General features: G+C 42.7%; 19 protein-coding genes. 7 read left to right on the forward strand and 12 right to left on the reverse strand.

Annotated features, from left to right (window positions below; genetic code table 11):
* Positions 1–93: 93 nt before the first annotated feature.
* Both FSB76_RS08115 and FSB76_RS08120 read right to left on the reverse strand, forming a co-directional pair.
* A complete protein-coding gene (locus FSB76_RS08115; RefSeq protein ID WP_147053098.1) occupies positions 94–828 on the reverse strand; it encodes a lysophospholipid acyltransferase family protein in 735 nt (244 codons plus the stop codon).
* 39 nt (positions 829–867) lie between these two features.
* Complete coding sequence (locus tag FSB76_RS08120; RefSeq protein WP_147053099.1) at positions 868–1,428, reverse strand: NUDIX domain-containing protein; 561 nt, start codon at positions 1,426–1,428, stop codon at positions 868–870.
* A gap of 212 nt (positions 1,429–1,640) precedes the next feature.
* Here FSB76_RS08120 and FSB76_RS08125 point away from each other — a divergent pair, with 212 nt between their 5' ends.
* Together FSB76_RS08125 and FSB76_RS08130 are read left to right on the forward strand one after the other, a co-directional pair.
* Positions 1,641–3,080, forward strand: a complete 1,440-nt coding sequence (locus tag FSB76_RS08125) for a glycoside hydrolase family 125 protein (protein ID WP_147053100.1) — start codon at positions 1,641–1,643, stop codon at positions 3,078–3,080.
* A 204-nt stretch (positions 3,081–3,284) separates the two neighbouring features.
* Entirely contained in the window at positions 3,285–4,076 is a 792-nt protein-coding gene (locus FSB76_RS08130) for a hypothetical protein (protein WP_147053101.1), read from the forward strand.
* A 79-nt stretch (positions 4,077–4,155) separates the two neighbouring features.
* Here FSB76_RS08130 and FSB76_RS08135 read toward each other — a convergent pair whose 3' ends face one another.
* The 3 genes from FSB76_RS08135 to FSB76_RS08145 all read right to left on the reverse strand — a co-directional run bounded on the left by FSB76_RS08135 (position 4,156) and on the right by FSB76_RS08145 (position 6,113).
* Positions 4,156–4,920: a hypothetical protein gene (locus FSB76_RS08135; protein WP_147053102.1), complete on the reverse strand. Its 765-nt coding sequence runs from the start codon at positions 4,918–4,920 to the stop codon at positions 4,156–4,158.
* Entirely contained in the window at positions 4,917–5,333 is a 417-nt protein-coding gene (locus FSB76_RS08140) for an ABA4-like family protein (protein ID WP_147053103.1), read from the reverse strand. The genes FSB76_RS08135 and FSB76_RS08140 overlap by 4 nt, the downstream gene beginning before the upstream one ends.
* 198 nt (positions 5,334–5,531) lie before the next feature.
* A complete protein-coding gene (locus FSB76_RS08145) occupies positions 5,532–6,113 on the reverse strand; it encodes a Crp/Fnr family transcriptional regulator (RefSeq protein ID WP_147053104.1) in 582 nt (193 codons plus the stop codon).
* Between the two features lie 615 nt (positions 6,114–6,728).
* Between FSB76_RS08145 and FSB76_RS08150 the strand changes: the two genes are divergently transcribed.
* On the forward strand, positions 6,729–6,908 hold the full coding sequence (locus FSB76_RS08150; protein ID WP_090652322.1) for a histone H1: 180 nt from the start codon (positions 6,729–6,731) through the stop codon (positions 6,906–6,908).
* A gap of 68 nt (positions 6,909–6,976) precedes the next feature.
* Here FSB76_RS08150 and FSB76_RS08155 read toward each other — a convergent pair whose 3' ends face one another.
* The 6 genes from FSB76_RS08155 to FSB76_RS08180 all read right to left on the reverse strand — a co-directional run bounded on the left by FSB76_RS08155 (position 6,977) and on the right by FSB76_RS08180 (position 14,937).
* Positions 6,977–7,774, reverse strand: a complete 798-nt coding sequence (locus tag FSB76_RS08155) for a Fic family protein (protein ID WP_147053105.1) — start codon at positions 7,772–7,774, stop codon at positions 6,977–6,979.
* A gap of 102 nt (positions 7,775–7,876) precedes the next feature.
* A complete protein-coding gene (gene dapA, locus FSB76_RS08160; RefSeq protein WP_147053106.1) occupies positions 7,877–8,755 on the reverse strand; it encodes a 4-hydroxy-tetrahydrodipicolinate synthase in 879 nt (292 codons plus the stop codon).
* Positions 8,756–8,871: 116 nt separating this feature from the next.
* A complete protein-coding gene (locus tag FSB76_RS08165) occupies positions 8,872–11,322 on the reverse strand; it encodes a DUF5686 and carboxypeptidase regulatory-like domain-containing protein (protein ID WP_147053107.1) in 2,451 nt (816 codons plus the stop codon).
* Positions 11,323–11,424: 102 nt separating this feature from the next.
* Positions 11,425–11,658 (reverse strand): hypothetical protein, encoded by a 234-nt coding sequence (locus tag FSB76_RS08170; RefSeq protein ID WP_147053108.1) that lies wholly within the window; start codon positions 11,656–11,658, stop codon positions 11,425–11,427.
* Positions 11,659–11,823: 165 nt separating this feature from the next.
* Positions 11,824–13,839 carry an NAD-dependent DNA ligase LigA gene (gene ligA, locus FSB76_RS08175; RefSeq protein ID WP_147053109.1) on the reverse strand — a complete coding sequence of 672 codons (2,016 nt, stop codon included), beginning with the start codon at positions 13,837–13,839 and terminating at the stop codon, positions 11,824–11,826.
* Between the two features lie 192 nt (positions 13,840–14,031).
* Positions 14,032–14,937, reverse strand: coding sequence for a DUF6263 family protein (locus FSB76_RS08180; RefSeq protein WP_147053110.1), 906 nt, complete (start codon positions 14,935–14,937; stop codon positions 14,032–14,034).
* 153 nt (positions 14,938–15,090) lie between these two features.
* On the opposite strand from FSB76_RS08180, the gene FSB76_RS08185 reads away from it, so the two are divergent.
* The 3 genes from FSB76_RS08185 to FSB76_RS08195 all read left to right on the forward strand — a co-directional run bounded on the left by FSB76_RS08185 (position 15,091) and on the right by FSB76_RS08195 (position 16,109).
* Positions 15,091–15,339 (forward strand): hypothetical protein, encoded by a 249-nt coding sequence (locus tag FSB76_RS08185; RefSeq protein WP_147053111.1) that lies wholly within the window; start codon positions 15,091–15,093, stop codon positions 15,337–15,339.
* Between the two features lie 240 nt (positions 15,340–15,579).
* On the forward strand, positions 15,580–15,819 hold the full coding sequence (locus FSB76_RS08190) for a hypothetical protein (RefSeq protein ID WP_147053112.1): 240 nt from the start codon (positions 15,580–15,582) through the stop codon (positions 15,817–15,819).
* The gene (locus tag FSB76_RS08195) at positions 15,819–16,109 is read left to right on the forward strand and encodes a type II toxin-antitoxin system RelE/ParE family toxin (RefSeq protein ID WP_147053113.1); all 291 of its coding nucleotides are present in this window, start codon (positions 15,819–15,821) and stop codon (positions 16,107–16,109) included. Before FSB76_RS08190 ends, FSB76_RS08195 begins: the two co-directional genes overlap by 1 nt.
* 58 nt (positions 16,110–16,167) lie before the next feature.
* Here FSB76_RS08195 and FSB76_RS08200 read toward each other — a convergent pair whose 3' ends face one another.
* On the reverse strand, positions 16,168–17,952 hold the full coding sequence (locus FSB76_RS08200) for a DUF885 domain-containing protein (RefSeq protein WP_225976448.1): 1,785 nt from the start codon (positions 17,950–17,952) through the stop codon (positions 16,168–16,170).
* 88 nt (positions 17,953–18,040) lie between these two features.
* Between FSB76_RS08200 and FSB76_RS08205 the strand changes: the two genes are divergently transcribed.
* The gene (locus FSB76_RS08205; protein ID WP_147053114.1) at positions 18,041–18,529 is read left to right on the forward strand and encodes a DinB family protein; all 489 of its coding nucleotides are present in this window, start codon (positions 18,041–18,043) and stop codon (positions 18,527–18,529) included.
* Positions 18,530–18,570 lie beyond the last annotated feature (41 nt).

Below are 18,570 nucleotides of genomic sequence, written 5' to 3' on the forward strand. Positions count from 1 at the left end.
AGCCCCTACCTGTTAAATTACCTCGGGCACAATCTGAAATATGCACCTCTCTCCCCCTGCATTTTCAAATCCTCAAATTTTCAAATCTTCAAATTAAGAAGCCAGTGCAGTCCTGATCTGGTTCTCGGCCTCCAATACTACTTCTTCTATCGGGCGGCCGGCTGGTTCAATGGGGGTAAGCACTTCCCACTTCATGGGCGTAAATGTATTCAGGGGGTACTGGCCATAGCGAATCATTTTCCATGAATCCTTAATGGCTACAGGCACTAATAACGCTTCGGGGCATTTTTTAAGTATCGTGGCTATACCTCCTACCTGGAAAGTTTTTATTGTGCCGTCTGTTGAGCGTGTGCCTTCAGGAAATATTACGGCCGACCATTTATTTTCCTTCATCCGTACGCCAAGCTTCATAATTTCGGTGATGGATTGACGCTGGTCTTTCCGGTCGATATTGGCCCCGCCACCATGCCTCAGGTTGTAGGATATAGAGGGAATATTCTTAGTAAGTTCAATTTTGGATATAAACTTGGCGTGGTATTTACGCAGGTACCATATCATTGGCGGTATATCCAACAACCCCTGGTGGTTAGCCAAAAATATGATGGGACGACCAACAGGCAGGTTTTGGTTATTGATAAAAGTTACCGTATTACCCAGCAAATAAACCGACCGCAACAAAAACAGGTTCAGAATATCAACCGATTTTTTATGTGCCGAATAGCCAAAAAAACGAAAACATACCCATTGAATAGGTTGAAATATAACCAGTATCAATAAAAACACTCCCGTAGCCACAGGGGTAAGAAAATAGCCTAAAAACTTTTTCATCAACTGCCAAATTTAGGCATTTTTTGGAAACGTATAAGGTTACAAAAGGTTTTCTGAAAGCAATAATTGTACTTTAAGTACCGCAGCAACCGTCATGGCATCGGTAATTCGGCCTTCGCAAACCATTTGGTAAATATGGGCGAAAGGTATTTTTTTTATTACAAACTGCTCGGTATCCTCAGGTTCGGCTTCGTGCTGGCTAAGGCCGCGAGCTACGTAAATGATACTCAATTCATCACTTACCGAATTACTAAGGTGCAGGCGCATTAATTCCGTCCACTTACTGGCTTTAAGCCCGGCTTCTTCCAGCAGTTCCCGTTTGGCCGATTTCAGGGGATCGGTTCCTTCGGGGCCACCACCTTCGGGCATTTCCCAGCTGTATTGATTAAGGGGGAAACGGTATTGGCCAACAATATAAGTATTAAGGTCATCATCTAATGGTAAAACGCCTATAGCCAGGTTCTTGAAATGAACCTTGCCGTAGATGCCCGGATTGCCCGATGGGTTAATTACCTGGTACTCGGTAAGGTTAATCCAGGGATTATCGTAAACTGATTTCTCAGAGGTTATTTTCCAGGGGTTTTCTTCAGGATGATGCATGGGTGAAAATTAGCATTTTGGCGGTACAGTAGCAAATGGTGAGTGGTGAGTAGTGAATGCTGAGTAGCGGTTTTTTTGAATCATCCTGGCTTGGTGTTCGCTTTTTAAAATATCAGTAATAGCGTCAAATACCCTTGGTAAATTAATTTAGCATGATTTTTTTTGGATTGCGAAACGCTTTTATATTTTTACAGTTACCATTTAAACTACTTATGATCACCAGAAGACATTTTATTAAAATTAACAGCGTTGCCACTGCCGGCTTAGGCCTTGGTGTAGTACCGGCAACAAGCTGGCTGGGCAAAACCTCACCTGTATTTGAAAGCCACCGGCCAAAACTTGCCGACAGGAAATTTACCAGCAAAGCGGTTGAAGCCACCATACAAAAAGTTAAAGCGAATATAAAAGATCCGGAAATAGCCTGGCTTTTTGAAAACTGCTATCCAAATACTTTAGATACTACCGTAAATTATTCAGAAAAAGACGGCAAACCCGATACGTTTGTAATCACCGGCGATATTTTTGCCATGTGGATGCGCGATTCATCGGCACAGGTTTGGCCGTACCTGCCGCTGATTAAAAACGACCTGGCACTTAAAAAAGTCATCCAGGGTGTGTTAAGCCGCCAGGCTAAATGCGTATTGATTGACCCGTACGCCAACGCTTTTAATGAAGGCCCAACGGGCAGCGAATGGGATAGCGACGTTACCGATATGAAACCCGAACTGCATGAGCGCAAATGGGAAATTGATTCCCTTTGCTACCCGGTGCGTTTGGCCTATAACTACTGGAAAATAAGCGGCGACAGCAGCTTTTTTGACGAAACCTGGCAAAAAGCGGGCAAAACCATATTAGATACTTTTAAAGTACAGCAACGCAAAAACGGCAAGGGTCCGTACCATTTTCAGCGTAAAACTGAAACCGCCAGTGATACTGCGCCAAACAGGGGTTATGGCAACCCGGTGAAACCCGTTGGGCTCATCTGCAGCATCTTCCGCCCATCCGATGATGCCACTATATACCCTTTCCTGGTACCTGCCAACTACTTTGCGGTTACCAGCTTAAAGCAAATGGCCGAAATGTTTAGCGTGATAGGTAAAGATGCCAAAACAGCCGCCGAATGCACAGCCCTTGCAGCAGAAGTAGATGCTGCACTTAAAAAATACGCGGTGGTAAACCATCCAAAATATGGCAAAATTTTAGCCTTTGAGGTTGATGGTTACGGCAACCAATTATTAATGGATGACAGCAACGTGCCCAGCCTGCTGGCACTACCCTACCTCGACTCGCTGCCGGTAACCGATCCGTTATATCAAAACACCCGTCGCTTTGTATTGAGTTTGGATAACCCCTACTTTTTTAAAGGCAAAGTTGCCGAAGGTATTGGAGGCCCACACGTAGGTATTGATTTTATATGGCCAATGGCTATCACTATGCGTGCCCTTACCTCGACGGATAAATTAGAGATTACCCGTTGCCTGCATATGCTTAAAAACACGCACGCCGGCACCGGTTTTATGCACGAAGGTTTCCATAAGGATAATGCTAATAACTTCACCCGCAAATGGTTTGCCTGGGCAAATACCCTGTTTGGCGAACTGATTGTTAAACTGCACGCGCACCATCCGGATTTGTTGCAGAAAATTTTTTAACGAGCGCTGAATAATCATAAAAATGCAGAAGCTGTCACTTTTTAAGCGACAGCTTTTTTTACATTACCGGCGCGGTATTTTAACATATAATTAGTATAGCATACCTATTAAATATCCTTACCTTTAATTGGGTTTAGCCAATTAGCAATTTCAAGCCCCATAAACCTAAACAAGTTATCAAAATTAACCTTACAAGTACAAAAAATGAGAAAAACAATTAAAGCGATAATCACATCAGTGGTGTTATTGTTGCTGGCCGGCCCTTTGGCTGCCCAGTCGGTTTCCTACAAATCGGGGATGCTTAGTGTTGATGGCAAAGAGATTGCCAGGATAGTAAAGCTTAAAGCCGGGTTTGCCCAGCCCGCCAATTACGAACTGTATTCCATGAGCGGCGAAAAACTGATCATCGCCGTATTGGCCAGTGATTTGCCCCCTGATCCTCAAAACAATACTGACTTTTACTATCGCTTCTCTTTTTTAACAACCAGCCAGGTGGGCTTATTTACACTGAGTATATTAAGTGCCGAAAAATCTTTTGCTAAACTAATAGGCCAAAGCGGGATAATAGTTGATGATAAGCTTAACGAGGCAAAAATAAACGAGTTTATAGCACTGAAAAGCAAGAACCCTATTGTACGAACAGAATACAATATTGTAAAAAGAAACATGATGTTTCCTGTTATGATAAAAGACGATAACATGATTTACCAGGGATTGGAAGCTATTGGCAAGTTTAAAAATATTTCATCGGGTCCCGAGGGCGACACTTATGAATTTAGTCTACCCGATGGGTTGATAGTTGTCAAGGTGAGTTTTAGCGGTGGTAACAGTGCATCTAAATTTATCATAAACACCAAAAAGGATAGCCAAACTATGGCGTACACCATAGCGCCTGATGGATTTGGTAAAACTATTATTGCTTCTGCCGGGGTAGATAAAAACGAACATACCATATTACGAATAGCCAAGTGGCTGGTAAACGGGAAATATATGTAGGATTAAGCCATAAGTCGGGAGTCTTAAGCCTGAAGTTTTTCTGACTTAAGACTCCCGACTTTGGACTAAATTTGCTTTTCTAAAATAACGGCCTCCCCAGCATAGCATTATAAAATAATAGCGAAACGGCTATAAAATAAACACTTGCAAAAATAACCGCCGGCCTGCTATTTTTAACCCCGCTGAAAACAACAAACAGCGGTATAATTTGCAACGCGTGCAGGCCCATGAAATGGGCTATCCGTAAATCGCCGGCTATACGGCTCCAGTTAAAAAGCGGCAGGCCAGGGCTGCCATCGGCAGCGCCTACTGTGTGGGCCAGTCGCGATGCCATTACACCGCCTTCAAGCGCGAAGATGCAAGCCATAATTATACCCAGGCGGATAGCCCACAGCAAAGCGGGTGTTAATTTTACAGCCTTCACCTTAAAAAACTTTATTCCAATGTATAGGGCAAACAGCGTTTGCGACACTATCACTATCCCCATCGTACTAAATACAAGCGCATTATAAGCACCCGAAGTATTATAGTGTGATAGCTGTCCTCTTGCGGCCTGCGTGGCGATGGCCAGCATCTCAAAACTCATGGCAAAAACTGTAAAATTCACGAAGCGCCTCTTGAGCTGTTCATAAGGCAGGTATTGCAGCAGCAAGGGCCATGTTAGGCAGTATATGGCGATGGAGATTGCAAATTTGATGGGCTTTGTCCACAAATTAATCCCCATCAGTTGGCGATGATCAAATTGGGCGATGATGAGCATCAGTATAAATAAGGCTAAATGACCCAACGCGCAGTAATAAAGAAGCGGACTAATAGTCTTGATACGGACGAATAAGGTTTTCATTTGGATGATTTTATTTTGTGGACAATTTGATAAAGTAAATAGCCGCAAGGGCCAAACATAAAGGTGAGCACCAGGCAAGGTATAACCAGCCAATGCGGGACCGCCGAAGCCCTGGCCGATTTAACTATAGAAAAACCGATCAATAAATCAAAAGCGAGGTAGTGGACCCAACCGGCAAGTAACAGGTTATCGTTACTAAAGAGGATACGAACTTCCTGTACCGACCCAAAACCACCGCCATGGATACCGAAAAAGCCGGCAATGTAAATGCAATAAATTACCGAAAGCAATAATGGGACAGCAGCGTGGTTAACCAACCACTGCGTAACTTTCCATTTATGCAATGCAATTAACAAAAGCCACTGCAATGCTGCGATGGCGCTAACGACGGAAAAAACCTGCGAGGCATTCATATTATTTTGATTTTGTGGTGTTGTTTTTATTTAAAAGCCTGCTAATTAACTCCAGCCTGGTAACGTTGACCTGGCTAAAAATCAAGCGTTTTGAGCCTTCTGCTTAAAGCTTTACAATGCACAGCACAAAACTGGGACTAATAGCTTAGCCGTGAAATGATATGAGGTTAAAAAGCGAAGTTGATTTATTAACCTAAGTTAACTTTTGGCGTTTGACAGCCTGGCCCTAATGCGGCTAAGGCTTTGCGGCTGAATGCCCAGGTATGAGGCAATTAAATGCTGGGGGAGCCTTTCAAATATATGGGGCTGTTTGGTAAGCAGTTCAAGGTACCGGTCTTCGGCCGATTGCATTTTTAAATTCCGGTTGTTCCTGGCGGTGTCAATAAACAGTCTTTCGGCTATTATACGGCCAAAGCGTTCAAAGCGCTGGCTATGGTTATACAAGGCCTGCATGTCGGCGTAGCTCAGGGTAAATAGCTCGCAATCTTCCAGCGCTTCAATAAAATCAGGCGATGGGGTTTGTAATAAAAAACTTTCGTAATCGCCAATCCATTCGCCCTCAAATGCAAAACCTAAAGTATTGTCGCCCTTCTCGCTGCGCGAAAAATATCTTAACCCGCCCCTAAATACAATGACCATGCTTTTGCAAACCTGGCCTTCTTTTAAGTAAAAAGCATACTTTTTTAAGCTGAGCGGCTTAAGCCTTTGCATAAATAAAAAAAGCTCCTCGTCGGTAAAATCAACCAGTGCGCGTAATGATTGGGTAATAACTTCGTACATGGTAAAAACCTGCTGGCCGGTGGCTATTTTAGTAAAAACTGCTATACCAAAGATACACGAATAATTGAAATTGCCGTTTAACCCGCCCTGCGGGGCTGCTACTTTTTGTACACGGTTTTTAGAAACGTACCACTAAACAAAACCGCTGTCATTTCCTTTTATAAAAAGCTGTGTACACACAGTAGCCGCGGCAGAGCAACCTGGTATGGCAGGAGCAGCCCGGCATAATTGGCGATAAAAATTAAAAGCCGGTTACCCTCCCCGCCAGCTTTAAACCCAGGAACATCGGATAAATTCGATGTATTCAATTTAATAAATTAAAAAATGAAATAATATGTTAAATGAGTACCATAGTTCGGGTTTAATAGTATTTATAATACGTATTATTTAAATATGCATTTAATCAACTAAGCATAGCCATAATATACTAAAGCAAAACCCCTATTTTCATACTATATAATTAATGCTTAAATATCCTGGCAGGCTTCAAGATGTGGAAAAAAACCACTGTAAAGGCACTATTTTTCGACTTTAAAAATTTTTAATTAAAAAAAAACCTTATAGCTTAGCTTTAATTAAAAACAATAGACCTCATAATTTAAAAGGAGTAATTAAATGAAAAAATTTACTGAAGTAAAGGAGCTTGTAGCTTCTTTAGAGGCTGACGCCGACAAATTCTACAACAAAGGAAACAGCGCTGCCGGAACCCGTGTTCGCAAAGGTATGCAAGATCTTAAAAACCTGGCACAAGCTATCCGCCTTGAGGTTCAGGAGGCGAAAAACAAAGAAAGCTAAGGAAGATTTTTTGATCAATCTTATTCCCCTGATAAAAACCCGGTTACAATCAATAACCGGGTTTTTTATTAAAAAAGAAAAGTAAACCCGCCGCCTTTTGATGGCTTGTTCATCTCCTCAAATTTTTCAATTTCTTTGTCAAGCAGCGATGCATACTCCCTGTTCATAAAATCGCGAAAGACCTGAATATTCTCTTGCGCACGGGTATCAACCAGGGCCTGAATATAAGCCGCCTTGTTTTCGCTTTTTACATTAGCCAAAGGTAAATTGTAATAAGCCTGTATGTAATTCATTAATAAACGCGAGGTACGCCCGTTGCCGTCATAATAAGGATGGATGCTTACCAGGTTAAAATGGGCATCAAAAGAAAGGTTCAATTGCTCTTCAACAGATAAGGGCTTACCCATCTCATCATTTAGTTTCGCCACCAAATCGCCGGTTAACCTTTCCACCTTATCAAAATTCGGGAAATAAGAAACCCCGGCGGTTACGTTGCCTTTACGAAAAGCACCTGTCGCCGAATCGACCGTACCTAACATGGTGTTATAAACTTTTCCGGTGCTTTTCATCACCAGCGCATTTATTTGCTGCAAAAGGGTTACCGAAAGTTTATTTTTTGCTCTGGCGTTTCGTATTGTAAACAAAAGGGCGGCATGATGGTCGGTTACCATAAGGCTTTCCTGTAAGGGTTTACCATTAGGTGTACGGCCTTCGTTAATGAGCACCTGTGTCTCTATCTCGGTAAGGGTTGATCCTTCAATCCGGGTAGAATGATGGTCAATAGCTATCAGGTTAAACTTATCATGGTCTATCACTTCGGCTATGCCAAGGCCGTTATATTTTGCTATGAGTTTAACACAATCCATTTTATGGGTACGAAAATAGGCATAAATTGTTGTTTACAATACCCCAACAAAAAAGCCACATCAAAACTGACGTGGCTTTTTTGCTAAATTAGTTTAGCTATTTTAAGCTAAACTCTTCGTTTCTTTAATTATGGCTTCTGCTGTTGCACTACCAACCTGCACAAGCGGTAATCTTACCGTATCGCCACAAATGCCTAATTCCTTCAGCGCAGTTTTTACACCGGCGGGGCTGCCATCGGTAAACATCAGGCGGGTAAATTCAATCAGGCTGTACTGGGCTTTGTGGGCGCCTTTATAATCGTTATTAAGCAGCAGGCGCACCATATCTGACAGCTGGCGGGGCAAGGCATTACCAATTACCGATATTACGCCCACAGCGCCTAAAGCCATCATTGGCAAAGTAACCGGATCATCGCCCGATATAAATAAGAACCCTTCGGGCTTATCTCTCATCAGCTGGTTAAACAAATCAAAATTACCGGATGCTTCCTTAATGCCGATTATATTTTTAAAATCGTTTGCCAGGCGCACAGTTGTTGCGGCACTAACGGTGCTGCCCGTACGGCTGGGTACGTTATACAAAATAACGGGTAGTTGCGTGTTTTGCGCTATCGCCTTATAATGCTGGTAAATACCCTCTTGCGTTGGTTTATTATAATGCGGGCTCGATGATAAAATAGCATCATAACCGGCAGTATTAAATGATTTTATTTGTTCAACAACTTCGTGCGTATTGTTGCCGCCAATACCGGCAACTAAACCCACGCGCTTATTTACTGCTTCGGCGGTAAAGGCCCAAACCTGCTTTCGCTCAGCCTCACTCAATGTGGCGCTTTCGCCGGTTGTACCTAATGATACCAGGTATTCTACCCCGCCATCAATCAAATGTTCAATCAGGTTGCTCAACCCGTCGTAGTCAACTTGACCATCCGCCTGAAAAGGGGTCACCATGGCTACCCCTGTTCCGTAAAATATATTCATGAGTTAAATTAAAGGATGCTAATATAGGGAGTTAGTTTTGAGTAGTGGGTAATCAGTGGTGAGTTTTTTATTATTCCGTAAATCCGACCTCAATACTCACTACTCAAAACCGAAAACTAAAGAGATATCCCCACCCTCAACGCATTCTTGATGTTACTGCCTGTATTGTAGCTGCGGCCATACATAACGCGTACCAAGCCGCGCTGTATGCCAAAACCCAGTTCGGTATAGTTTTTAAGCGTTGGGGTTGACAGGTAGTTCACATTAATGATCTCCTGCAGCTTCAGGTTTCTTAAAACAGGGATCTTATTGGTTATAAACCCCGAAAAGTTATGTTCCAGGTGACCTTCCAGGTACTTATCGGCTGTGCTGAAATTGTAGTAATCCAGCAATAAAAAGCGGTTGAACGATGGTTTGTACACATGGGTTTGGTCACCGTCAAAGTGTTTGTAATCGGGGAAGTAAATGTTGTCTGCGTTGATAAATTTACCGGCACCAATAAAAAACGAGGTTTGGCCGTAAAATCCAAGGTCGATATCCGATTTAGAGATATCGGCGCTTAGCTGGTCGTAATCCACGTCGCTGCCCAGCACACCGCTTATGCCTTTGGTATAGTTAATACCGATGGTTGGATACTTTGAGGGCAGGTACCTGCGGCCAAATGGATAGGTTTCGTACCTATTGCTAAAATCGTAGCTGGTGCGGGCGCTTATTTTAAAAGATTGGTTTTCTGGAAACAACGGCACATCCTGTGCTGGCAACAGCGGGTTGTTTGAAGTAAACTGCCTGTTATTTTTTTTAAAAAAGCTGTAATCGGTTGTGTTGGGCAACCATTTACGATTGGCCCATTCTACATAAGCACTGGCCTGCCAGCCGCCGCTGATTCGACCGGCAAATGATGCCGATGCAAATTGTTTTTGGTAAAGTTTCTGAAAATTCTCCCGCCTGAACAACGTATAAACCGAATTTACAAATGCCGATACCGGCTGTAGGTTGTTAAGGTCGGTAACGTCCGATCCGGCGTTAAAACTCAACGTCATCTGTTTTACAGGGAGCGAAACACCGGCAACGCCGCCAAATAAGTGATTGCCAAAACCGTAGCGTACCCGGGCGTTTATGGCTATAAAGCGGTTATCAACCGTATCAATCATTTTAGTAAACCCAACACCATAGTTGAGGGCCAAACCCTCTACAGTATTGTATAATACCGAGTTAAGCACACTGCTGTAATGAAAGTATTCTTTTTTGTAACGGTTACGGGTATCAATACCGGTGAGCAACAGGTTGCTTAGTTTAAAGGTGTTATTGGCCTTATCCAACGAATCGAGATATGGCTTTGATTCTCGTTTAATGGCCAGCTTTCCTTTTACTTCGTAATCCTTTTTTTCTTCGTCGGTAAGCGGGATAGGCCGCTCTTGCGCCCAGTAAACCGAGTCTTTATCGTGTCCTTTGGTAATGTTGATGCGTTCGGCAAAATCCTTTTTATTAAGCACGGGGGCCAGGTTGTAATTTTTATATACACTTATAAAATACCCACCCAGCTTAAAACCAAACACGCCGCCTGTAAACTCAAACTTAATGGTGGCCGGCATCCATACCCTGGCGTCAACCGGGTAAAACTGCTGACTTATTTTCAGCGTATCTACATAGTTAATATTTGCTTTTTTGGTGATAAAAAGCTGCAGAGAGGCAATACGCCAGCTATCGTCCAAAATATAAATATAGCCTTCAAAACAGGGGTCGTAACCGCGTTTGGGTGTTACCTGTATTTTATTGATGGTTTCACCGTTTTCGATGGTTGCCCCAATAAGTTTATAGTTATAATAAAACAGGGCATTTTCGGCAATGGGCGATACTAACGGGCGGTTGCTCAGGCGTTTCCAGCTTTCAAAATTCTGGTAAAAGTTTACCAGCATATCTGATGCCCGGTTAAAGCTGAACGCCCGGTTATAGCCCGATACCTTTGAGGATACCTGTACCTCGTGCACCAGGTCGGGCTGCATAAAGCTGTATTTCGATTCAGATTCCGAAAGGTAGACAATACCGGTACGGCTGGAATCAAGCCCGGCCTCGCTGGTGGCTTTTTGCACATCAAAACCCATAAACTTTTTAGGAGCGGCCAGTAATTTTTGCAAGCCCTTAATATAAATATCGCAGGTATACGCTTTCACCTCGTTTAAATAGGTTTTACGCTTTTTGATGGCCTTACGAATAATGGCGTAGGCCGGGTCTTCGCCGCCTGCGTGTATGGTAATATCTTTAAGCTGGTATGTTTCTGTTTTCAGGCTGATGTTGATAACCTGGTTTTGGGCAAGGGTTATTTGTTTTATTTGCTGGCCATAACCCACCGCTTTAAACTGCAGCTCATACTTACCGGGTGCTAACTGTAGTGCATACACACCCTCGCTATTAGCGGAAACTCCTTTAGTAGTATTTTTTACATATACAGAAGCAAACGAAATGGGATGGTTACCCTCATCGGTAATTTTACCACTAATAGCAAACTGTTGTGAAAAGGCATCGATACTGAAACTAAACAGCAGGAGTAATAGTGTGGTAAACTTCATTCAGGCAGTATTTACACTAAGATGTAGCTTATTTGCTAAATGTTACAACACTTAATTGTTAAATTATGCAAAATATGAATGACGTAGCATTAGCCAGCTTAGTTATGATGCTTCTTTTGAAGGTTTTGTATCCGTCGCTCCTAACGAGGTATGTACTTTGTTTTTAAGGTTCCAGTCATTAATATCAACAAAGCCAGGTTTGGTTTGATAGTGACTGTCGTGTTTAGGACATCTAACTATAAACAGCCCTTTCTGTTGCTCAACCACCGGCCTTTCACCGCAATCTTTACAAGGTTCAACAAAAATATTGCCTTGAATTTGTGTAAACCCTTTCATACCTTAATGTTTATAAGCCTGTAACCACACAACCGCAGCCGGGTAATTAATTAAACTTACGTAAATATTACTGTACGGTTTTGTACTTATGCAAAAAAAGCATTTTACGTCATTTTTATATCTTTACAGGAATACCAGTTACTTTTTATTTTAAAATATTAAAAATTAAGAAATCAAATCTAACAACTCCTGGTCGCTGATGATTGGAATATTAAGTTTTTGCGCTTTTTCGAGTTTGGCTGGACCCATGTTATCACCGGCAACAAGATAATTTAGCTTTGCCGAAATACTGCTTAAAATTTTGCCGCCATTTTGTTCAATGATATCTTTTAGTTCATCGCGCGAAAACTTTTCAAACACCCCCGAAATGATAAAGCTTTGGCCTGCCAGTTTTTCGCTGGCCAGGGTTACCTCTTTTTCAACAGCTACAAATTGTAGTCCGGCGGCTTTTAATTTCTCTATCTCCTGCTTATGTTTTTCATTGCTAAAGTATTCGGCAATGCTTTGGGCAATCCGGCCGCCAATTTCATCGGCGGCGGTAAGTTCCTCTTCGGTTGCAGCCATCAGTTTATCAATGGTTTTAAAATGGAAAGCCAGTTTCCTGGCTACGGTTTCGCCAACGTACCTTATCCCTAATCCAAACAGTACTTTTTCAAATGGCATCTGTTTTGATTTTTCGATACCATCCAGCATGTTGCTGATTGATTTTTCGCCAAACCGGCCCATCTGCTTTAATTCTGCAGCATGGGCATGCAAATCATAAATATCGCTAATGTGGTTGATAAACCCACGCGAGTGTAGTGTTTCGATGGTTTCGTCGCCAAGCCCATCAATATTCATGGCCTTGCGGCCTATAAAATGCTGCATTTTACCTACAATTTGCGGCGGGCAGCCTTCGTCATTAGGGCAATACCACGCGGCTTCGCCTTCGGTGCGCAGTAAGGGCGTTTCACATGCCGGGCAATGGGTTATATATGCTATAGGTTTGGCATCGGGCTTTCGCTTATCCAAATTAACGCTAATGATCTTGGGGATAATCTCCCCTCCTTTTTCAACAAATACGGTATCGTGCTCGTGCAATTTAAGGCGCTCGGTAATTTCATCAGCATTGTGCAGGGTGGCGCGCTTTACTGTTGTGCCGGCCAGCAATACGGGTTTTAAATTGGCAACAGGGGTAACGGCACCAGTGCGGCCTACCTGGTAAGTTACCTGCAATAATTCGGTTTCTACCCGCTCGGCTTTAAATTTATAGGATATGGCCCAGCGCGGCGATTTGGATGTAAAGCCCAATTCCTGCTGTTGCGAGTAATTGTTTACTTTAATAACAATACCATCAATATCATAACTCAGGTTAAACCGCTCTTTATCCCAGTGACTTATAAATTCTAATACGCCGTTAATGTCGTTGCAAAGCCTGCTATGGTTATCAACATGAAAGCCCCAGCTTTTTACAGCTTCCAGGCTTTCCCAATGAGTTTTAAACAATGTTTTTTCGGTATATAAACCGTACAGGAAACAATCCAGCGGCCGCCTGGCAACCTCGGCCGAATCCTGTAGTTTCATAGTACCCGATGCAAAATTGCGGGGGTTGGCGTATGTCATTTCGCCATTATCTGTACGCTCTTTATTCAAACGTTCAAAAGCTTTCAGGTGCATGAACACCTCGCCACGAATCTCGAACAGGTCGGGATACTCGCCGGATGTCAGTTTTTTGGGTATGCTGTGTATGGTGCGTACATTGGTGGTTACTTCATCGCCTTGTGTCCCGTCGCCCCTGGTTACTGCACGTACCAGCTTACCGTTTTCGTAGGTTAAGCTCATGCTCAGGCCGTCAAACTTAAGCTCACAAACATATTCAAAACTATCGCCAATAGCCTTCCGGATGCGCTGATCAAACTCTACCAGTTCCTGCTCGTTGTAGGTATTACCTAACGATAGCATGGGCCAGCGGTGCCTTACCGTTACAAACTCTTTGGTAACTTCGCCGCCTACCTTTTGTGTGGGCGAATCAGGGTCTAAAAATTCGGGGAATTCCTTTTCCAGTTTGTTTAACTCTTCCAGCTTTTTATCAAAATCAAAATCGCTGATGGTAGGCATGGCCAGCACATAATAATTGTAATTGTGCTGCTTTAATTCGGCGCTGATGGCCTGGATCTGGTTTTTAGCTTCGGCGGGTGACATGGTACGAAGGTAATAAATTGGTTCATTAGTTCACTTGTTCATTAGTTCATTGGTCCTAAACGCGGAATTTACTTTTCCATTTCTATAGCGGCATTGGTTATAAATTAAATGCCTTAAACCCGCCAGGAGCCGATTTGCATTTTCTTACAGCGACACCAATGAACAAGTGAACCAATGAACTAAGTAAATGAACTACTTATCAGTAATAACCGTTTGGCTCACCATGCTCATCGGGAAGGTGGCGCCACCTGGGGTATCGGGGGTATCTTTTATGGCTACGGTGCCACCTATACTTTGTTTTATTTTTGATTCGGTTATCCAGCCGGTTAACCTGTCGGCTTTAACATCAGATACCATGGTGCCTTTCATGTTATATTTCATCTGTGCGTCTGGCGGGGCAGGTATAGTAGTTATGCTGCCTTCCCCATGAATAATGTAGCTGGCCGGCGTGGCATCGGTTAACTGGTATACCATGGCCACGTTGGCCTTCATGGTACTTTGAAGTGTTGTGTTTATTGTCCATTGATCATTCCGGGCAACCGCAGTTTCGGGGAATACCGCGGTAGACATTTCGATACTGCCTTTGATAGCATTGCTGCCAAACGATTGGATGAATTTTGCCTTCAGTTCCTCCTTTTGCACGCCCTGAATTTCCTGGAAACCATCCAGTACCGACGATATCATCCGCTCTACATTATTAACCGACCGGATTTTACCACTCCTGGTAAATGTTGCCGTAAAAGGCTTATCAATTAACGCGCCCATCATTGACGACATCAAATCGGCCGGGTCTCTTTTTTCTGAATCAAAACTAACCGGCCCCTCGGGTAGCTGCATCTTCATCGTCAGGAATTTGTAGGTAACTTCCATATAGTACAGCGAATCATCGGCACTTAGCACTTTAAAGGCTGTTGTGCCCGTCACTGTCACGTCAACATGGTTTACCTGCCCGTTTATGGTTTGCGTTATGGCCGATGTGGTAGCCGTAACCATATTGTAAGTATTGCCTTTTGTTAAGTTTAAAACAAGCTTAAGTTTTTGCCCCTGGCACGAAAATGCAGCAAAAAACAGCAAAAACAGGTTAAACAAATACTTCATGGCTGGCAGCGTATAATTAGGCTAAGATATTATAATATTTTGGCTAAAAAATATGCTAAAACATAGCAATTTATTAAAACTAATTTCGTTAACTTTATAGTAACCAATTGACTTTTATTTTTCAGGCAATTTATTAACCGAAAGGAGGGTTTTATGTTACAGCAAATAGCATTTATACCACAGCATCAGTTTCACGTGCTAATCAATTTTAAAAATGATGAACGCGCGGTAGCTGTTTTACCCAACGAAGCAGGAAAGTTCCGCGTGGTTGACCAGGGTAAAGTTATTGCAGAAGTTAATTTTGATAAAAACCGCAGCAATGTGGTTTGCAGCAGGGGCAAGTTAGGCGCCTATGTTATGGCTCAATTGGCCAACCAGATAAAAAACCATTACGCATCCTAAGTAAAACAGGTAACAAAGACTTTGATAGTTCATGGATAATGGCTCATGGTTCATAGTCCATGGGAATTTTTGTTCATGGGCTATCTTTTTTAAAATTCATCACCACATTTCCAGTTACCGATGGATAAACAAACATCCTGTGCTTTTTTACAAACCGCAGGAAACTTATTTTATTGTTATAAGAACCTGATTTGTGTCCCGGTGATAAAAAGTATAAATTTGTATATACGTGTTTAACATATGACTACATTAACTATGCGGCAAAAACTAATGAGCTATCTGGCTGATGCCGATGATAGTAAAGTGAATGCCCTTTATAAGCTTTTGGAACGTGATATACAGGAAGAGGAAGTATTCACCTTGAGCAATGAACAATTAGATATCCTGAAAAAAGAACGTGAAATGCACTTAAGTGGCCAAAGCAAGTCATATAGCCGCCAGGAAGCAAGCCAGATTATTAAAGGGCAACAGAGTTTTTAATGTACCAATTAATAATTAAAACCCGTGCCATTACAATGGCCAAAGAAGCTTATGAATGGTACGAAGAGCAACAGGCCGGCTTGGGTGATCTGTTTTTAAAAGAATTAGATAGCTGTTACGATAAAATAGAAATATGGCCATCCGCCTATGCCAAGGTCAAGAAAAATTTCCGTCAAATCATTCTAAAAAAGTTTCCTTACATAGTTGTATTTGAAATTTTTGAAAACGATGTTGTTATCTACGCCATATTTCATACCAGCCGTAGCCCCCGGAAGAAATTTATTAAATAAACCATCCGTAAACCTTTTAAATTCAGCTACCTATGCAAAACATGGTAAACAAATTGTGCTACTCCTTCTTCGCTGCCGGCTTGGCCAGCATGGCATCCTTTATAAATTTTACTGGTGCGCTGCCGTAGCTTAAAAACTTCTCGTTAAACTCCTTTAGCTTGTATTTGTCGCCCATTTTTTCCTTGTAGGCGTCCCGCAAATCGGTAATTTCTTTATAGCCGGTGTAGTAGCTGGTGAGTTGTACACTGCTCACACTTACACGTTTCCATTTACCATCGGCCTCTGCCTGCTGCTGAAAAGCTTCGGTGGTGAGCATTTTGATGGCCTGCTCCTTGGTCATGCTGCCGCTGTGTACACTATAGTCTAAAATAGTGTTACACACCGATCGCAGGTTCCATTTATACCACATGAGCAGCATTTCGGGCTCGTTGTTACCATAACCGGCGTTAAGCATCATTTCTTCAGCATATACAGCCCAGCCTTCCTGCATAGCACCGTTGCCAAATACCGCTTTTATAATACTTGGCGCTTTGTTGGCGTATACCCCTTGCACATAATGCCCCGGAACGGCCTCGTGAATGCTCAGTATCTGGATAATATACTGGTTATACTCGCGCAGGTAACTCTCGGCCTTTTCTTTAGGCCAGCCAGAAAGGCTGCCTACGTTGTAGTACGAATTACCATCCTTATCATATGGACCGGGGCCGCTCATAGAAGCACCGGCAACACCTGCCATATAGCCAGGCTCCTTGCGGATGATGAGCGGCTTTGTTGCATCAAGCGTTAGCAGGTCTTTTGTCCGCACAAAATTATTCAGCTTAGGGATCAGCTGCACAATGGCCGATTGAAAGTCATCCGGCTTAACATGATTTCCAGATAAAGTATCTATCATCTGGCTTATCATTTCCAGACTATCGGCCGGCATTACTTTTTTACCAAAATATTTTGGCCAAAGCTGCCTGCTGATTTTGGCCATTTGCTGATGAACATATTTTTTACGCTGCACAGCGGTATTGTAAACCTGCTGCGCCGTTTTGGCTGCAACAACTTCGTACTTAAATTTATCTTCGTACAAATCGCGCCCCAGCCTAAAGTTGCGGGGATGGTCGTTTTTTAAATTCTTCAGCCATTCGGCATAATCCTTTATAGCTTTAACCGTAACCGCGGCCCTGTCAACCATCAATTTTTGTTCGGCCTTAGGGATGTTTGTCTTCTGCAACGAGTCGGCAAAATCTTTTCCAATCACATCTACCCCGCCCAGATTTTGCTCAATGGCCAGGCTCACCAGTTCGGTTACTGGGTTTTTAATCTGCTTTTCGGCATCTTTATAAAACAGTGGCACGTTTAACATGCGTTGGTAAAAGTTGTGCAAACGCTTTGGCAGCGGCGCGTAATGTTCATTAAGGATATAAGCAAATGTGCCAATCACGTTATATGACGAGGGATCCCACTCGTAGCTTTTTAATTGTTTTATCTGCCACTGCGCATAATCTAACTGGTTTTGCATCATGTTGTAATCAATGCGGTTACCTTCGTTAAGCGTATTTACATCAAAACGGCTTAGCGAGTCCATTTGCACTTTGGCAAAATCGAGCATCTTATCGCGGCTCTGGTCGTTAGGAATATACAGCAAGCTATCATATTTATGGTACCCTGCTGTGGTTGCCCAATCGGGGTTAAGCTTCCATAAATTTTCCAGGAACGAATTTTCATAAATGGTAAAAGCCGCATCATCTTTTGCAAAATTAGGACCACGGCTGGCGCTATCTTTTTTACAACCGGTTAAAGCCACCATGAAAAGTACAACGGCCAGTGCTATTTTTAATAAAACGTTTTTGATCACGGGATAATTTGAATTAAAATGCCGCATAAACTTAAAACATTTAACCCAAATAAATCAAACCCTAAGCTAATTTGTTACCTTGGGTATAATGAATGATAATCATAACATACTGGTGGGCGAGATAGTTCATTTGCTGCAAGGCGGCAATGCCCACGCCGATATAAAAAAAGCATTACAAAATTTACCCAAAACCTTAAGGAGTGCAAAGCCCGACAAACTCCCTTACAGCATTTGGCAGCTTACAGAACATATCCGGATTGCCCAATGGGATATGCTGGAGTTTTGTAAAGATGGCAGCCATCAATCACCAAAATGGCCCGAAGGTTACTGGCCGAAAGAAACCGGACCAGAAAGCGACGAGGCCTGGGAAAATTCGGTTCAGCAAATAGATAGAGACCTTAATGAGTTGGTAAGCCTCGTTAAAACCGGCGATTTGTTTACAAAAATACCTCACGGCGACGGGCAAAACATATTACGCGAGGCCCTGCAGGTGGCAGACCATACAGCTTACCACGTGGCAGAGATTATTGTAATCAGGAGATTGTTGGGCGCGTGGAGAAGCCCCCTAACCCCCTGAAGGGGGAACGAAGGATTGAAGTTCGACTATTCATTTTTAAA

The sequence above is a fragment of the Mucilaginibacter ginsenosidivorax genome, assembly GCF_007971525.1.
Lineage (GTDB): Bacteria > Bacteroidota > Bacteroidia > Sphingobacteriales > Sphingobacteriaceae > Mucilaginibacter > Mucilaginibacter ginsenosidivorax.